This is a genomic window from Haloarcula sp. MBLA0163 (assembly GCF_055632435.1).
Map to the genome: position 1 here is coordinate 34,854 of NZ_JBVMVV010000003.1, position 15,286 is coordinate 50,139.

Consider the following 15,286-nt stretch of genomic DNA (forward strand, 5'->3'; position numbering starts at 1 on the left):
GCAGGACGCCGAGAACAGCAATCAGCGAGGTCAGGTACGGGTGGGGAACGACGAGACACGCCCGCGACCGATTATTATATTGTCTGGGATAAAGATGATCTCATGAACGAAGTCGATTTTCTGGTCATCGGTTCGGGCTCTGGACTCGACGTTGCGAACGCAGCAGCCAACCGAGGTCAGTCAGTTGCAGTCGTAGAGAAAGGACCGCTCGGGGGGACGTGTCTCAACCGCGGGTGCATCCCGTCCAAGATGCTACTCTACCACGCTGACGTATTCAAGACAATCGAAAGTGCCGGCGCGTTCCATATTGACGCAGAAATAACTGATGTGGACTTCGCGGAGATGGTTCACGAGGTCAACGAGGAAGTGAGTGCCGACGCTGACTCTATCCGGAAAGGCCTCCGTTCCTCCTCACAACACGATCTCTACGAGGGTGAAGGCCGATTCGTCGACGAACGAACGGTCGACGTCGTCAGTGGCGAGGACGAGGGGGCCCGAATTCGAGCAGAGACTGTACTGATTGCTGCCGGGACGCGGCCGTCAATCCCTGATATCGACGGCATCAACGACGTAGACTACCTCACTAGCACCGAAGCGTTGCAGCTCGAAACGCCACCGGATCACATCGTGATCGTCGGGGGCGGGTACATTGCCGCTGAACTCGGTCACTTCTTCGGCACGTTCGGGAGCGACGTGACGATTATCGGACGACGACCGAACCTCCTCCCGGAAGCCGACGAGGAGGTTGCCGAGGCGTTCACAGATCGGTACGCCGATCGATTCACCGTTCACACCGGCTATGCGGCGACGGCTGCCTCGGAGAGCGATGGTACTGTGACCGTCGAAGCTCACCCTTACGAGTACGGAGACGACGGCGGGATACGCGGCGACGAATCGGTGACCGTAACGGGGGACGCGCTACTCGTGGCCGCTGGCCGCACTCCGAACACCGATCTACTCAATCTCGACGCAGCAGGGGTCGAAACCGACAAGCGAGGCTTCGTCGAGACCGACGAATATCTCCGGACGACCGCTGAGGGAGTCTGGGCACTCGGAGATATCGTCGGCGAGTATCTTCTGAAGCACAGCGCGAACCACGAAGCCCAGGCCGTCGCTCGAAATCTCTTCGGCGACGACCTCCAACCGGTCGACTACACTGCGATGCCCTTCGCTGTGTTCGCGTCACCAGAAGTTGCAGGGGTAGGTGCAAACGAATCTGAACTTCAGGAAGCCGGCACGGAATATGCGACGCGGACCTATCGGTACGACCAGACAGCACGTGGAAGTGCAATGAAAGCCGACGGCTTCGTCAAGGTCATCATCGACTTAGAGGGCGAAATCCTCGGCTGTCATATCATCGGACCCGAAGCCTCCGATCTCATACAGGAGGTCATCGTCGCGATGAAAGCCGGGACGGGGACGGTCACGGATATTCGCGAATCCATCCACATCCATCCTGCGCTCTCGGAGGTTATTCAGCGAGCGTTCTCGGGGCAATTCTCCCGAGGCGGCCACTCGCACTGAGTTCACCGAGGTCCTCTATGGTCGTTCGCAAGGACGGATATGGCTACCCCGCGAGTAACCTAGCGAGATGCCCTGTGCAGGAGATATACTAAACCCTCCACAGGTGTGGGGGTTCGTTACACAGTTGGTGAATCTATAATGACCTGTCCGTCATCGATACAGCTGGCATGTTAGTAGTCCACGCAACGTTTCCGATCGCTGCGGAACATCACGAGAGAGCGACTGAATTAATCCGAGAACTGGCCGAGAATTCGCGGGAGGAGGAAGGAATCATCGACTACCGAGTCGCAATCGATGTAGACGACGAGAATCTCTTCCGGTTCTTCGAACAGTACGAGGACGAAGAAGCGTTCGGAGCTCACGCTGAGTCCGACCACTTCGAACGGTTCGAGGCCGAGCTACCGGAATTACTTGCGGGAGAGCCAGAGGTGACCCGCTTCGAAGTTGAGTCGGCGACAGACGTCGAACTCTGACCTGAGACACGCACTAGGAATCTCTCAGAGCACCACTCCTTCAGAGAGTATCTGCCACATGAGGTGGGTGATATCGCGGTTCTGCCTGCTGTCCCTGTGTTTATTTTTTGCACTACCAAGATAGCGCGATATCGGGGAGATTGCTCTACTGAGACATGCACACTGTCAGTGTTGAGAAGGTGATTTCAGTCCCCGCGGAAGACGCGTGGGCTGCACTCGATGAGTTCGGCCGTGTCTCAGAGTACAACCCACACGTTGCGACATCGAAGATCATCAACGGTCCGGAGACTGGTGTCGGCACGACTCGAGAGTGTGTATTCGAGGATGGTGGTCGTATCGAGGAGGAGATCGTCGAATACAATCTTGGATCGAACTATACGGAGAAGTTCATCGATGTCAGCAGTATGCCGCTGAAGCGGAATCGAGTCCAGATCAGTGTAGAGGAACGTGGTGATGCGGCGGCTGTCACAATGACCGCCACGTTCGAACCAAAGTACGGTTTCCTCGGAACGATAATGGCGAAATTGATGATGGAGTCCCGCTTCCAGAAAACGTTCGAGGAAGTCCTTGATGGCCTCGAAGCGTACGTCCTCGCTAACCCAGAGGGCATTACAGAGAGGGGCCGGGTACCTTCTGAGTGACCGGTATCTCCATCATCGAAAAAATCACAACCTGTGACGACTGCTCCAGACGGATTTTCGATACCGTGGGTCTCGTCAAGCGGCACGGAGGTATATAAATCACATTCGCAGGCGTATCATCGTTGCACGGCCGCAGACAGACTATATTCTCCGCGGCTATACTCACTGATGCAATGGCAAAAGCAGCAGTTGTGATCCTGGCTGGAACAGAAGGGCATGCGAACCTGGGCCGTATCGTTAACGGGCTCGAGACGGCGAAGGAGTTCGCCGAGACTGATGGGGACGAGGTCGAACTCATCTTCGATGGTGCCGGTACCCAGTGGATTCCCGAACTCGAAGATCCGGACAGTGACCCCCACGAACTCTATCAGGCTGTCAAGGATAACGCGTCCGCGTGTGATTACTGCTCCGGGGCGTTCGGTGTCGATGATGCAGTGAATGATTCCGGCGTGGTTCGACTCGACGACCATGACGGCCACCCCAGTATCCGTTCGCTCGTCGACGACGGCTACGAAGTCATCACGTTCTGACGATCGAGACAGCAGATTCCGTCTCGGGATCCGTAACCGAATAATCAGCCAATGAACCGACTTCTTCCCCCAACCTAATCTAGTGCTTCTCGGAGTTACTGCTTGTCATAGCCCTTATCAGCGGCGAGAGAGCGCCCGCGTTCCGACGGGCGATCTGCTCAGCGAGGTCTGCGCCGCTTCCTTCCCGAGTCGTTGAGCAGTGTACGTCCAGGATCGCTTGAGTCTCTGTATCGACGAGTTTCGCGACTTTTAGTTTCTGTACGCGGTAGCTTATCCGCTGGCAGTAGTGGCGGCTCGCTGCTGAGCGTTTGTAGAATGTGGCGTTGATGGCGGCGTGTTCGGACGGAGCGTGCAACTGCGCCGACTGGCCCAGTAGCACTCGGCACATACTTATACTGATCCGGTCGAAGGCCTTACACAACGTGGATGGAGATGGGAGATCCTTCAGCAGGCCAATCGTCATTCGGTAGGACGTATCAAGGTAAATCCACAGACAGTGGAGGGAAACGAGTTCGTAATCGGCGAATCCGCCGCCCCGGAAGGTGGCGGCGGATTCGTCTCCATCACCGGTAACAACTTGAGTAACCGGGGCAACTTCGCTAATGAAGCGGGAGATTTGAGTCATGATCAACTGGAGTCTCCCGCTTCAATTCCTTCGATTTAGCGAACTATCCCGACGCTGTCTAGTGATTCAACAGAGCCCTTCAGGGCGAGAACCCGGCGACAGTGCTCCGAAAGGAAGCTGCCGCGTCGCTGGCAGACTACTTCGAATCGGCTGGTGAGTACCTCAACGATGCGCCGTACGGTCCTCACGACGCACCACCAATCGTCTTGACGGGGAACTACTGAAACGAGGTCGCAACTACCGGCTACCGTTGGGTCACAAACTTACCGTGGGACTTTCGGTCCGATTCCATCCGGACCACTCTGCACTTTTCTCGCATCTATCCTCATTGTACACACATTGGGAAGAGATATCTGTATTCGAGACCATTTGGGAATATATGGCTATAAATAATAGCTCTGAATGATGTTTTGATGCTAAATATAGAGAAACAAATATATTCTCTCTTTTTTAAAAGATATGTGTACAAAATGTGCCGTATCCGTCACAATATGTCGATGGGAGTGGGGGGACGTTGTTCGCGACGACTCGGGTGCTGGTCAAAAGAAGGTGGTTAACGTATCTTACTCGAATTCTGGCAGTTCGTCTATCAGGACACTAGCCGTGCCGTAGATAGCAACGTCACCGGATGCTTTGCGTACCCGCACGGTCAGACAGAATTTATCTTCTTCGATGACTTCGACGACTTTGCAAGAGGCCTCGACAGTCTCACCGATCTCGACTGGGCGTTTGAACTCAAGGTCCTGTGAGAGAAAGATAGTCATTCCGGGAAGCGCGGCTAAAGCAGCACTGATGAGGCCGGATACGAGTGCCCCATGAGCGATTCGCTCCCCGAACCGGGTTCGTTCGGCGAACGCCTCGCTCAGGTGCAAGGCGTTCGAATCGCCAGTTATCTCTGCGAACTGCTGAACGTGATCCTCTGTGATTTTCCGAGTGTACGTCACTTCGTCCCCTGGAGTCAATTTACCTGGTTCACTGACAGACAGCTCGAACTGTTCTGTCTCATCTGCTGTCTGGATGCGTTGGGTCTGTACGTCGTCGATTTGGCTGAGTTGGATTGTTTGGTCGTCGGCTTCGACGTACTGTTCCGGATCCGACTCGAAGTGTTCTTTGCACCCTTCCGAACAGAAAACGTAGGTCCGTCCTTGATACGTCGCAGTCGCGCCGGGGTTGGTCGGATCCACTTCGACACCGCACGCTGGATCGATTGCCATACTCACTGACACCAATGAGGTGGCTGCATATCAACTCCCGGTAAAACACTGGTAACGAGGTGAGTTCAGTGCCGTCACCTTACAGCCCTCTCTGGGTCTGTTTGTCCCCGGCGTCAAGCGTCTGTACCAGGTCGTGGTCTGAAGCCTGTTTGAGCAACAGCGACGCCGAGACGACGGTCAGATGTCGTTAGCCGAATCATCGGTGTCCTGCGAAACCGTGTCTTCAACCGCATCGAGAAGCCTAACCAGTTCGTCTGTCGTCTCAATTGGCTGGAGTGGGCGAGAGTGGTCCGTCGACCGATGGTCGTCCTCATCAGCGACACGCGATGCAATCGGGTCAACAAGAATTGCATCCTCCATTCCGTCGCTATCGGGCGTTCCACTTTCAGACAGGTCTCGGAGTCGCTCGACAGCGTCACGGATACCCCTCATACCCCCGGCATCGATAAGAGGATCGATGTCCCGAACACATGCTGCTGGTTCATGGTCAGTCGTTCCGTTGAGTTCGATTAGTAATTTCGTCACCCGACTGACGGCCCACTGGATATCCGCTTCAGCTACGGTATTAGCAACCTCCCGAAGACCCGCCGCGACTGTGCGGTGACCCACGATGTTTTGCTCTTTCAATAGACACTCGCTATGCAACACACGGTACTCATGTTCGAAATGTAGATACATCGCCTGCCAGTTCGAGCGAGTCACTCTACCCCCGTGGTCTTCGATGAAGTTAGCCCATGCGTCGAAAAACTGTTCTAATGGTGTGGTCTCGCTACTGTCAGCGACCAGGAGGTCCTCTTTCCGTCTACTGACGAAGCGAGAGAGGTTGGCGAGATTCGTCACCGCTGTGCGGGCCACGTCGTATGCTTCGGCCTCAACAGCTAACGAAACGATGGTACCAAGCGCCACGTTGTACCGCGCTTCGTATCGGTTGTTCTCAATTGCAGCCGCAGAGAAGTGAAAGAGTGCGTTCGCGGCACCCGTGCCAGCAGCGTGGAGATCGAGCTCGATAGCTCTTTTTCCGATAGCCAGTTCAGCGTCTTTTATTGCATGGAGGATGTCGTCTACACCTCTGTCAATAGCCGAATCTGCCGTTTGATTCCAATAATCGAAGAGCTTGTGGACGCTGTCTGCAGTGGTGGCTTGTCGTTCGGCTGGGAGAGCAGCGTAGCCCGAGAGCACTTCCACAGTAGCGTCTTCGAGGGCAGTGACAGCCTGAAGTGCACTGTAGTTGTCGTTCTGTTCGAGAGAGGTCTGTGCGATTTGGAATATTTATAGAATGGGGTTCCGGGCGACCGGTCCCTCCTCCCGTCGACGCTCGGCGAACTCATGATACCGCTGGAAGGAGACATCCTCGATAAGGTTCTCTAGGACTGGCTCGGGATTAAAGAACACCAACAACCGATTCTCTATTTCGAGCAACGAGACGAATGCCCACGCAGCGACGCCGATAGTCAGTGCGACTGCAGCCACACGGATTGACGTACGAGCCACCAAAGCACTCGGAAGCGCGAACAGCAATAGGTCGAGAAGAATCGATACCCCGAATTTGGAAATGATAGCATTGAAACTGCTTTCGCGGTAGAGCTGTGAGAGCTGCGGCGCGTACTGGTTGGTCGATACCTGCATACTCATCATCGACACAGAGATGACAATCGCCAAGAGTGACGATTGGGCGATAGCGAGTGTCTGGAACAGCAACTGGGCGGGGAACGATTCGGGAATGGCGCTCGTACCACCAGCTACTACCGCCGCCATCAGCGGTACCAACACAGTTCTATCTCTGCCCATGCCCACAGTCAACGATTGTCGAACTAAAAGACGTTACGCGCAGAGCCCGAAGGCGGTTGTTTCGGTTCGATACACACCGACCGGACTGTAGTGGGAAATCGGGTTACCCGTCGATGTCTATCTTTCCGTCGTCGTAGTCGACCTCCACGTCGTCACCATCGACCTCGACGTCGTGGTCGTCGTGTTCGAATTCGATGTCGTCGCCCTCAGCCTCGAACTCGTCATCGCTCTCGTAATCGACGTGTGCGTCGTCGTCGATATCGAACTCGGTATCGTCGTGTTCGAAGTCGAGACCGTCGTCACCGAAAGCTTCGAAGCTCTCGTCTTCCTCGTACTCGACCTGGGCATCGTCGTCGACTTCGAAGTCCGTGTCGTCGCTATCCACGTCGACGTCCTCGCCGTCAACCTCCAGTTCGTCGTCCTCGTCGTACTCGAAGTCGTCGGCGTCGTTGACCTCGAAGTCCTTGTCGTCGCTCTCTACGTCGATATCGTCGTCGAAGTGGTCCGCACTCGCGACACCGACGGTGAGTCCACTCATCCCGACGACGAGCAAGAGACTCACGCCGACCGTCAACAGTGTACTGAACAGTTTCGGTCTCATGGTTAGTGGTCGGTAAGTGGGTAACAGAATGGTTACGTTACCTAATCTAGTTACATTCTGTTACCTAACATCAGCTACAGCGGGCACGGTATTCACGTTACGCACGCACCCATGCATCACGGTTCGAAACGTCGGTTGTCCCCACCCACACGAGTGACGTCTCGAACGGTGTTCCAGCGACACGGATGGAACCACTCAGGTCGGACTGACCGGTACGTCGATCGGTCCGAGAGAGTCTCTGTTCAAACGGAGACAGTACCGTCTACGATTTCTCACGAAATTTCAATCCTCCTATAAATAGCTATCTCAATTGAGAGAGGGTCTCACACAAACAGCGAGGTTTCATCGGACTGGTCAAGAGACCTCTCTCTATGACTCGGTATACCAGACGCGATGTCGTAAAGTACGGGAGTGCTGCTGCACTGGTCTCACTCGCTGGTTGTACGGGGACAGACGACGAGGAGGGCGGAACGCCCTCTCCCACGGACACAGAGGCAGCCGGTGATGGTACAGAGACCGAACAGGACACCGAGGGGGAGGACACGGGCGGAGAGGAGACGGCGGCGTACGACTGGACAGACGCGACGTGGGACTCCTACTGGTACTCGCTGTACAACATGAGTACCAACATCTCGATGAGCGGTAACGGTGTGCTGTTCCCGCACAACGAACAGCAACAACAGGCGTTCGATAAGCGGTTCCCTGCGATGCTCGAGGCCGCCGGACAGGAACGCCCGCCTGTACAGAACGCGAACCTGAACATGGCCGCGTTCACTAGTGGTGACCCGGCGTTTACTGAGCAACCGGTATTAGCGGGTGAGGGCGGCCGTCCTGACGCGTCGACGCTAGCGTGGGACGAATCGAAGGCGTCGGGCGTGGTCAGTCCGTCCTCGGCGGGATGGACGCACCTGAAGGGCGTCACATGGGCGAAGAACTTCGAGAACCACTTCGACCTCCTCCCCGACAGTCTAGCTGCGGAGTTCCGTTCGATGGTGTTGTCGACGCTCGCCCAAATAGGTATCAAAGCGACGCTGATAGCGGGCGGTCCCGAGGGCAACGGGGCCCTCACGAAGGGTGAGAGTATGGAACTCGTCTCCGGGTTCAACCCCGGTGCCGGCGAAGTCGTCGACGCGACGGCCCGTCCGAACCATCACTCGGCGTTCCTGTGGTTCATGTCGGACATGACCAGTCTCGCGAAGGGCGGCTGGTTCGGCTACGAAAACCCCGAGCCGTTGATTCCACCGAAAAAAATTCAGGCGCTCACGGACGGCTTGGCGAAGACGACGATGTCGTTGTTCTCGCCGCAGAACATCGTCGACATGGGGTCGACCAGAGACCTCGGTCAGATGCTCGGTGCCATCGGCTGGTACGGTACCCACGCCGAGTCACAGGACCTCACGTCACAGGCCGCCTCCTACGCCGAGGGCCTCGCAGGTGCCGTCGAAAACAACATGACGGGAGGCGGGCGAGTCCAGAACGGTGCGGCGAATCAGGCCGCCACGCAAGGCGTCGTGGGCCAGGGGCTCCTCTGGGCGTCCGAAATCGACGGCGTCGACTTCACGGGGACGGCCGAGTCGGTGCTCGGCTACCTCGTCGACGAACTCTGGGACGACGACGCCGGGACGTTCGCCTCCGGAACTGACGACTCAACGTACGCTATCACGGCACAAGATGCCGGTGACGTCACTGGGGGCATCAACGCGGCCGACGCTGTCCTCGGGATGGACGTCAAGGAGATATACGCCCGGTACTTCAACCAGACATTCAATCGCGGGCGTCTCCAGCGCGCGGAACGACCCCCGTCCCGTAGCGAGAACGCCGAGTATCCCCTCCCGCTCCCGGCGGACGCGGGCGGCGAGTTCGGACAGGCCGCCGTGTACAACGCGTCGGTCGAGTACGATACGGGGGCCGACGAGTGGGCTGTGACCGACCGGATGTTCGATACGGCAGGCGCACTGTACCTCGCGAACCAGGACATCTGGATCGGACAGTGGGGCGGCGAGTTCTACGAGGGACGTGGCCGACCCGGGGCGAACGACAGTCCGGCCTGACTACGCTATCGCCTCGGCTTCTGCTACTGAGAAATATGTGCGCAGAACGAGCGTGACGTATGGTTCCCGATGCGGCAGGATACTGGGACTGCCCCGAGTGTGACGCCCAGTTCGCGAACTGCCAAGGGCTGGTCAACTACCCCGCCCTACTCGCGCTACCGCGCTCGTTGAGGGCGGGCTTGCGTGCGGTTTTTCGGCATGGGACTCATGCCGAGGAAAGACGCTTGTAGCGCAGGGCCAGACGCCAGCGGCAATGTAATTAGACGTGACCTCTGCTCGACCCCGCGACCGGGGTCACGGGAGACGGAGAGGCACATGGCGTCACGTTCGCTTCGACGGTCCGTCTTTCGGGGCCGGTTGACTGCGACCCGTACATGCCGAGAAACGCACCGTGGCCTCGTTGGCACGCCAGCCCTCACGGACTGTCTGTGGCCCGTCATGGACAGTCAGAGCTGTGTCGCACTCGGTATTATCGTTTCGCACGCCCTCCTCCCCTCCCTACTCACTCACTCCGTTCGTTCGTTGAGGAAGAGGACTCCGCGCGACCGCCGAGTTCGAACGGTAGTCACAGCGGCTCGAACGTCAGGAGCCGAGTGTCGTCGTCCCACATTTCGACCGTCGGTTCGACGGTCAGTCCCCGTTCGACACTGTCTGGGTCAACATCGGGGAGTAGGCCTGTCAGTCGAACCGAGCCGAACGCGTCGATAGCCTCTATCGCTGCTTCCGCGAACAGGTCCCGACCGGTCCGTTCCGGGTGAACACCGAAGAGTGTCAGTCCGACGCCCGCGATTCGAACCGTTTGCACGACACACATGTCGGTTCTGGTGATATTAATACTCGGTCCGCATCACTCGTCTCGACACGCGTACTCGAACTCGCGTCGCTCTGCGTCCCAGTCGAAAGACAGGCGCTCGTCGCGGTACTCGAACTCGTCGTTCCTGACGTCGACGTCGACCGGCCTGTCGATGTCGAGTCGCTCCGGGGTCCACTCGACGTCGATGCCAGCCGACCGATACTCGATTTCCTCGTCGTCCCGTTCGAGCGATGCTGGGTTGCCTCTGCCTTCGAGGTCCGTCTCGTCCCCTGTCACGTCGAACTCAAGGGTCTCGTCGCCCGTCAGGATAGTCAAATCGATATCTGTCCCCCTAATCTCTAAGTCGACGAACGGCACCGCGTTTCTCGAGAGGGCCATGAAATCCTCGTCGAAGTCGAACTCGACTGGCCCTCGTTCGAAACTGATAGCACCGTCCTCGTCGCGTTCGAACGATGCCCGCTCACAGCTATTCTGTCTGTCCTCGTTCTGATTCTGAGACTGGGTAGGGCCTCCGTCGGTCGTTGCGTCCTCTCCTGTACTGGTGTCGTTCGACGACGTCTCGGCGTTCGTCTCGGCTTTCCCCCCTCGCTGGAGTCCTCGTGAGCCGAAACTGGACAAAATTGCTACGGTTCCGACGCCACCGGATACCAGGTACTCCCGCCGCGATAGGGGACCCATTGACACAATACGACTCGAGGTTTGGCCACCGAGTGCATAAGTACCGACAGATTACTCTCGACGGCCGATAGATATTGGCGTTTTAACCGCACCTATCGAAGCCCTGATACATTGTACCCGATTCATACGATGTCCGACGGTGGCTCTCTACTCGCCTCCAGATAATCTGTGCCCCAGTCGTCCATCTCGTCGATAATCGGTTCGAGGGACCGACCTTGTTCGGTCAGCGAGTAGCTGACTCGGAAGGGTTTCTCGTTGACGATTTCCCGCTCGACGAGGCCCTTATCCTCAAGGTCCTGCAAAGCGTCGGAGAGCACCTTCGAGGAGACGTCGGAGATGCGTTCTTGCAGCTCCGCGAAGCCGAGTTCATCCTGTACAAGGAGGCGAGAAACGATGACTGGGTGCCACTTCTTACTCAGGAGGCTCGCTGTCACGGTTATCGGACACCATTCCTCGCCACTACACCAGACTTTGTCTATCGAATCCATTACTATTGCTAGTATTTACTGGACATCCATAGTGTCACTCCGATAAGACGAGAGAAACACACAAACAGCACTGGCTAAGTTGCTTCTACTGGCACAACGTGGGTAAGTAATTCAGCCCACACCGGCCGGCCGCACCTACCGAGTGAGGAATATCCGCCGTCAGATAGCTATGGAGAGCTATCGCGTCTGGGCCACCAGATGGGAACGCGAAGACAGTGGGGTCTGCCAGCGTCCCGAACCGATGACGGGGGATTCAGTCAGCGCGCTCGACATCAACGCTGTCTCCGTTTCGCTCCACTTCGACAGTGTCAGTCTCTGCGTCGAGCGTCTCGTCGTCCTGTTCGATATCGGTGTCGGCCGTCTCGACATCAGTGGTCTCGTCGTCGGACTCGAAGTCGACGTCGTCGGTCGTTACCTCGAGACTGTCCCCGTTCTGTTCGAGGTCTTGACCGTTGACTTCGACGTCGACGTCGCCGTCGTCGGTCAGTTCTATGCTGACGTCGTCACCTTCGATCGTCTCGAACTCGAATCGGTCGTCACTCAGTTCGTAGTCGACGGTATCGGATTCGACATCGGTGTCGTCACCCGACTGCTCGATGTCGTACCCGGCAGCCTCCACGTCGGCGTCCTGCCCGTCGCTTTCGAACTCGATGGTGTCGTCTTCGACTTCGAACTCGTCACCGACTTGTTCTATCTCCTTGTCGCCGGCTTCGATGTCGACGCCGCCCTCGTCGATGTCGACCTCGATAGAGCCGTCGGCGGTGTCGAAGTCCAGCGTCCCGTTGTATTGCTGGTACTCGAACTCGTCAGTTTCGACGTCGGTGACATCGCCGTCCTGTTCGATGTCGGTGTCGACCGTCTCGAATTCGGTCCGGTCGCCGGTCCGTTCGTAATCGACGGTTTCGGTTTCTACTTCGGTCTGATCGTCGTCCTGTTCGACTTCTCCGTCACCGAACTCGACGTCGATGTCGTCGTTGGCGAGCGGATCTATCGTCGTCCCGTCTGTCGCCGCGGCGGCCGGCGTCGCCATCCCCGCCACCGCTACGACGAGTACGGTTAGTGTGAGTAGTTGTGCACCTCTCATTCTTCATTCACCAGCGTGGACACGACCGCGCCGTGTCCGGTCGAGTGGTATCTGAAAGTAGGGGCTACGCCCGGATAAATCCAATATAACTGATCAGTCATACGCTGTATGTATGGTAACGCTGTAACGCCACCGAGGGCGTGTTACGTCGCGGGCACCGCCCCACGATAGCGCAAGCCGAGTGGCTCTATCCAGCCGTGTACTCGGCGTCGAGGGTGCGGTCGTCCTGTTCGGCGGTCGCGCCATCGGTGCCCAGGTCCGTCCTGTCCCTGTCGATGTCGTCGTCCTTTTCGACATCGCTGCCTGCACCGTCGACTTCGACGCCGCTCTAGGTCGTACCGTTCTGTCCCCTGGTCGTGTTCGCTGTCTCAGCCTCGTTCGATACCGCTGGTGCAGTTATACTGACGAGCCCTGTGAGCGTTAACGCTCAGGGTGAACTGTGTCGTTCGAACCATCTGTATCCGTACCGGCACCGGACCGAATCAACACTCAAGATGGAGCCGCGACCGTGTGGTGGACTATACGACTGAGCGGAAACAAAAAGTACGAACGGTTACCCTGTCGCGGTACGGAAACCCGATTTCCGCACGGGTACTGCGTCGTGCGGCGTCCCTCAAATTTACCGTACCATCCCCATGGCGTCTTCTCGGGACAGGGTTGCGTCGTGGTGCTGCTCTGCGTGTTGCTGGACAACCGATACGAGTTCCTCCTCTGTGTCCGACCGCACTTCGAAGTCACAGTTCGGTGCGTCGCACGTGATTTGTTTGGTCATTGTACTATTGGACTCCCTCGCTCGGGATTACCTGTACATAGTGCCGATAGCGACTTAGTGATACGAGTTCCCGTTACACAGGAAGTTGCACGGCGGTAAGCCGATGCGAGTGACCACGGAAAGCGACGAGGACTACGGCTCGACTGTGTTCCGAAACGATTGTCGTGACGTGCTAAGGGATAGAGACTGCGACTGTCGTCACTTAACCGACATGTCAGGCGTCGTCTCGGCGCGCAGTTACACGTCAACGTGGTCGCGTAACAGCTGTCTGAGCAGTTCGAGCAGGTCGCGGGAACTACGTGGGGTACCATAGACCCTCACGGAATCGACGCCAGCGTACCCGTGTGTGCCTGACTCGTCGCGCTCCCAGTAGAGCCATGCGGTCTCTTCGCCGCCGTCGAGACCCGTTTCGTTCACCGGGAAGTCCAGTACGAGCGCCTCGTCTCCGTCGAGTTGCGTGACTGCTCCGTTGCCGACTGGACGTGCACCGTCGCCGTTTTGAACCGCGAAGCGTGACCCGAAGCGATAGCGGACGGGTCTCGCTGTGGGATCGAACGTCGTACGGTTTCCATCGCTGTTCAGGAACGTCGAGGTGTTCACGGCGACTGTCACTGTATCGTGTGCTTCTAGGTCGATGAAATTCGCGGCGTTCTCGGGTTGTATATCCACCTGCAACTCGATTGGGAAGTGTGCTGTCGCCACGCCGCTCAGGACAGGTATCGCAGTCGTCGAAGCCGCGACGCCGAGCACACCCCTGAGAAGCCGTCGACGTGTCGGTCCATCCGTCGACTCGTCGCTCGCCTGTCGCTGATGCAAGGCTCTCATACAGCTATAACTACAGTTTCGATTCTATTGACAGTTCCGCACGAAGAGCACACCGTTACAGGCTAGTGAACAATGCAGACTCACGCCGGGAAGACTTCTAAGCACGGGCGGTTACCTTGTCGGGTGATTTCGACGTCGATTCCCCGCAGTTTCGGCCTCGCCCTCGTCGGTTTCGACGCTACTGGTCTTCACCTCCACGGCAGCATCCCCTTCGACCTCGACGGTGTCGGTCTCGACTGTCCCATCGTCCTCGACCGCCAGACCCCTCCGTCTCGAAGCCGTCTTCGTCAATTTCCGTTCCGGCTACTCGAATACCGAGCAGTGACTGTTCGGTTATCGAAAATACTCTTAGTGCCGAAACCTCGCGGTGATGGGTGCACCGCTAAAAAAACGACCCGTGACCGATGAACTGCCTATCGGTCGTCAGCCGATATCGATTTCGACGTCACCGTCGTCGTCGTACTCGACTTCGGCGTCCTCACCGTCGACCTCAATGTCGCCGTCGTCAGTTTCGAGGTCGATGTCGTCCCCTTCGGCCTCCAGTTCGTCGTCCTCGTAATCGACGTCGGCGTCGTCGTCGATGTCCACCTCGACATCGTCACGTTCGAAGTCGAGGTCGTCGTCGCTCTCGGCGTCGAAGCTCTCGTCTTCCTCGTACTCGACTTCGGCGTCGTCGAGTTCGAAGTCGGTATCGTCGCTGTCGACCTCGATGTCTTCACCGTCTGCCTCCAATTCGTCGTCTTCCTCGTACTCGAAGTCGTCGGCGACGTCCACCTCGAAGTCCTTGTCTGGAGCGTCGATGTCGATGTCGGTGTCGTCGAAGTGGTCTGCGCTAGCTGTGCCGACGGCCAGCCCGCCGATGGCTGCGATGACCAGCAGGCCGACCGCGAAGGTCGATGCAGTCTTGAACAGGTTCTCTCGCATCGTATCTGAACAGAGGCACGACAGTCACATAAATCTAAGACAACTGACTGGTCACTCGTTGAATATAATGTTAGCGCCTAACACCGTGCTGGGGTGCTAACCGACCGCTCAGGTCCACCCGTGCAGGCGAGCGATCCGACCGTTTGATTGCATACAGCGTCTACGTCGACAGTGCGATGGCTGGAGAATGTGCGGAGCGCCGTCGGTCACTCCCGCTCAGGCGTATTTTACGTCCGCAGTTCGAGAGCCAAAAA

General features: G+C 57.4%; 15 protein-coding genes and 2 pseudogenes. 5 read left to right on the plus strand and 12 right to left on the minus strand.

Annotated elements, in window-relative coordinates:
* Positions 1–102: 102 nt before the first annotated feature.
* The 4 genes from ACV7GQ_RS17965 (at position 103) to ACV7GQ_RS17980 (ending at position 3,168) form a co-directional block, all read left to right on the plus strand.
* The gene (locus ACV7GQ_RS17965; RefSeq protein WP_470313289.1) at positions 103–1,524 is read left to right on the plus strand and encodes a dihydrolipoyl dehydrogenase; all 1,422 of its coding nucleotides are present in this window, start codon (positions 103–105) and stop codon (positions 1,522–1,524) included.
* A gap of 167 nt (positions 1,525–1,691) precedes the next feature.
* Positions 1,692–1,997 carry a putative quinol monooxygenase gene (locus ACV7GQ_RS17970; protein WP_470313290.1) on the plus strand — a complete coding sequence of 102 codons (306 nt, stop codon included), beginning with the start codon at positions 1,692–1,694 and terminating at the stop codon, positions 1,995–1,997.
* A gap of 155 nt (positions 1,998–2,152) precedes the next feature.
* Positions 2,153–2,638 (plus strand): SRPBCC family protein, encoded by a 486-nt coding sequence (locus ACV7GQ_RS17975; RefSeq protein ID WP_470313291.1) that lies wholly within the window; start codon positions 2,153–2,155, stop codon positions 2,636–2,638.
* 173 nt (positions 2,639–2,811) lie between these two features.
* On the plus strand, positions 2,812–3,168 hold the full coding sequence (locus ACV7GQ_RS17980; RefSeq protein WP_470313292.1) for a DsrE family protein: 357 nt from the start codon (positions 2,812–2,814) through the stop codon (positions 3,166–3,168).
* A 98-nt stretch (positions 3,169–3,266) separates the two neighbouring features.
* Here ACV7GQ_RS17980 and ACV7GQ_RS17985 read toward each other — a convergent pair.
* From ACV7GQ_RS17985 to ACV7GQ_RS18005, 5 genes and pseudogenes are all read right to left on the minus strand, one after another.
* Positions 3,267–3,793 (minus strand): annotated as a pseudogene (locus ACV7GQ_RS17985) (transposase); the annotation flags it as partial.
* 563 nt (positions 3,794–4,356) lie between these two features.
* Complete coding sequence (locus ACV7GQ_RS17990; RefSeq protein ID WP_470313293.1) at positions 4,357–5,007, minus strand: MaoC/PaaZ C-terminal domain-containing protein; 651 nt, start codon at positions 5,005–5,007, stop codon at positions 4,357–4,359.
* Between the two features lie 177 nt (positions 5,008–5,184).
* On the minus strand, positions 5,185–6,192 hold the full coding sequence (locus ACV7GQ_RS17995; protein ID WP_470313294.1) for a hypothetical protein: 1,008 nt from the start codon (positions 6,190–6,192) through the stop codon (positions 5,185–5,187).
* An 84-nt stretch (positions 6,193–6,276) separates the two neighbouring features.
* On the minus strand, positions 6,277–6,795 hold the full coding sequence (locus ACV7GQ_RS18000) for a hypothetical protein (protein ID WP_470313295.1): 519 nt from the start codon (positions 6,793–6,795) through the stop codon (positions 6,277–6,279).
* A gap of 103 nt (positions 6,796–6,898) precedes the next feature.
* Complete coding sequence (locus tag ACV7GQ_RS18005; RefSeq protein ID WP_470313296.1) at positions 6,899–7,396, minus strand: hypothetical protein; 498 nt, start codon at positions 7,394–7,396, stop codon at positions 6,899–6,901.
* Positions 7,397–7,767: 371 nt separating this feature from the next.
* Between ACV7GQ_RS18005 and ACV7GQ_RS18010 the strand changes: the two genes are divergently transcribed.
* Positions 7,768–9,447, plus strand: coding sequence for a plasmid stabilization protein (locus ACV7GQ_RS18010; RefSeq protein WP_470313297.1), 1,680 nt, complete (start codon positions 7,768–7,770; stop codon positions 9,445–9,447).
* 682 nt (positions 9,448–10,129) lie between these two features.
* On the opposite strand, the pseudogene ACV7GQ_RS18015 reads toward ACV7GQ_RS18010, so the two are convergent.
* The 7 genes and pseudogenes from ACV7GQ_RS18015 to ACV7GQ_RS18045 form a co-directional block, all read right to left on the minus strand.
* Positions 10,130–10,252 (minus strand): annotated as a pseudogene (locus ACV7GQ_RS18015) (3-ketoacyl-CoA thiolase); the annotation flags it as partial.
* Positions 10,253–10,294: 42 nt separating this feature from the next.
* A complete protein-coding gene (locus ACV7GQ_RS18020; protein ID WP_470313298.1) occupies positions 10,295–10,945 on the minus strand; it encodes a hypothetical protein in 651 nt (216 codons plus the stop codon).
* A 116-nt stretch (positions 10,946–11,061) separates the two neighbouring features.
* Positions 11,062–11,427 carry a winged helix-turn-helix transcriptional regulator gene (locus tag ACV7GQ_RS18025; protein WP_470313299.1) on the minus strand — a complete coding sequence of 122 codons (366 nt, stop codon included), beginning with the start codon at positions 11,425–11,427 and terminating at the stop codon, positions 11,062–11,064.
* Positions 11,428–11,680: 253 nt separating this feature from the next.
* Entirely contained in the window at positions 11,681–12,511 is an 831-nt protein-coding gene (locus tag ACV7GQ_RS18030; protein ID WP_470313300.1) for a hypothetical protein, read from the minus strand.
* Between the two features lie 619 nt (positions 12,512–13,130).
* A complete protein-coding gene (locus ACV7GQ_RS18035; RefSeq protein ID WP_470313301.1) occupies positions 13,131–13,283 on the minus strand; it encodes a DUF1059 domain-containing protein in 153 nt (50 codons plus the stop codon).
* 237 nt (positions 13,284–13,520) lie between these two features.
* Positions 13,521–14,033 (minus strand): hypothetical protein, encoded by a 513-nt coding sequence (locus ACV7GQ_RS18040; protein ID WP_470313302.1) that lies wholly within the window; start codon positions 14,031–14,033, stop codon positions 13,521–13,523.
* A gap of 498 nt (positions 14,034–14,531) precedes the next feature.
* Positions 14,532–15,032 carry a hypothetical protein gene (locus tag ACV7GQ_RS18045; protein WP_470313303.1) on the minus strand — a complete coding sequence of 167 codons (501 nt, stop codon included), beginning with the start codon at positions 15,030–15,032 and terminating at the stop codon, positions 14,532–14,534.
* Positions 15,033–15,286: the final 254 nt, after the last annotated feature.

Excerpts from the sequence above, each read along its gene's own strand:
- ACV7GQ_RS17965 (WP_470313289.1), top strand. The coding sequence starts at position 103 with ATGAACGAAGTCGATTTTCTGGTCATCGGTTCGGGCTCTGGACTCGAC.
- ACV7GQ_RS17970 (WP_470313290.1), top strand. The coding sequence starts at position 1,692 with ATGTTAGTAGTCCACGCAACGTTTCCGATCGCTGCGGAACATCACGAG.
- ACV7GQ_RS17975 (WP_470313291.1), top strand. The coding sequence starts at position 2,153 with ATGCACACTGTCAGTGTTGAGAAGGTGATTTCAGTCCCCGCGGAAGAC.
- ACV7GQ_RS17980 (WP_470313292.1), top strand. The coding sequence starts at position 2,812 with ATGGCAAAAGCAGCAGTTGTGATCCTGGCTGGAACAGAAGGGCATGCG.
- ACV7GQ_RS17990 (WP_470313293.1), bottom strand. The coding sequence starts at position 5,007 with ATGGCAATCGATCCAGCGTGCGGTGTCGAAGTGGATCCGACCAACCCC.
- ACV7GQ_RS18000 (WP_470313295.1), bottom strand. The coding sequence starts at position 6,795 with ATGGGCAGAGATAGAACTGTGTTGGTACCGCTGATGGCGGCGGTAGTA.
- ACV7GQ_RS18005 (WP_470313296.1), bottom strand. The coding sequence starts at position 7,396 with ATGAGACCGAAACTGTTCAGTACACTGTTGACGGTCGGCGTGAGTCTC.
- ACV7GQ_RS18010 (WP_470313297.1), top strand. The coding sequence starts at position 7,768 with ATGACTCGGTATACCAGACGCGATGTCGTAAAGTACGGGAGTGCTGCT.
- ACV7GQ_RS18025 (WP_470313299.1), bottom strand. The coding sequence starts at position 11,427 with ATGGATTCGATAGACAAAGTCTGGTGTAGTGGCGAGGAATGGTGTCCG.
- ACV7GQ_RS18030 (WP_470313300.1), bottom strand. The coding sequence starts at position 12,511 with ATGAGAGGTGCACAACTACTCACACTAACCGTACTCGTCGTAGCGGTG.
- ACV7GQ_RS18035 (WP_470313301.1), bottom strand. The coding sequence starts at position 13,283 with ATGACCAAACAAATCACGTGCGACGCACCGAACTGTGACTTCGAAGTG.
- ACV7GQ_RS18045 (WP_470313303.1), bottom strand. The coding sequence starts at position 15,032 with ATGCGAGAGAACCTGTTCAAGACTGCATCGACCTTCGCGGTCGGCCTG.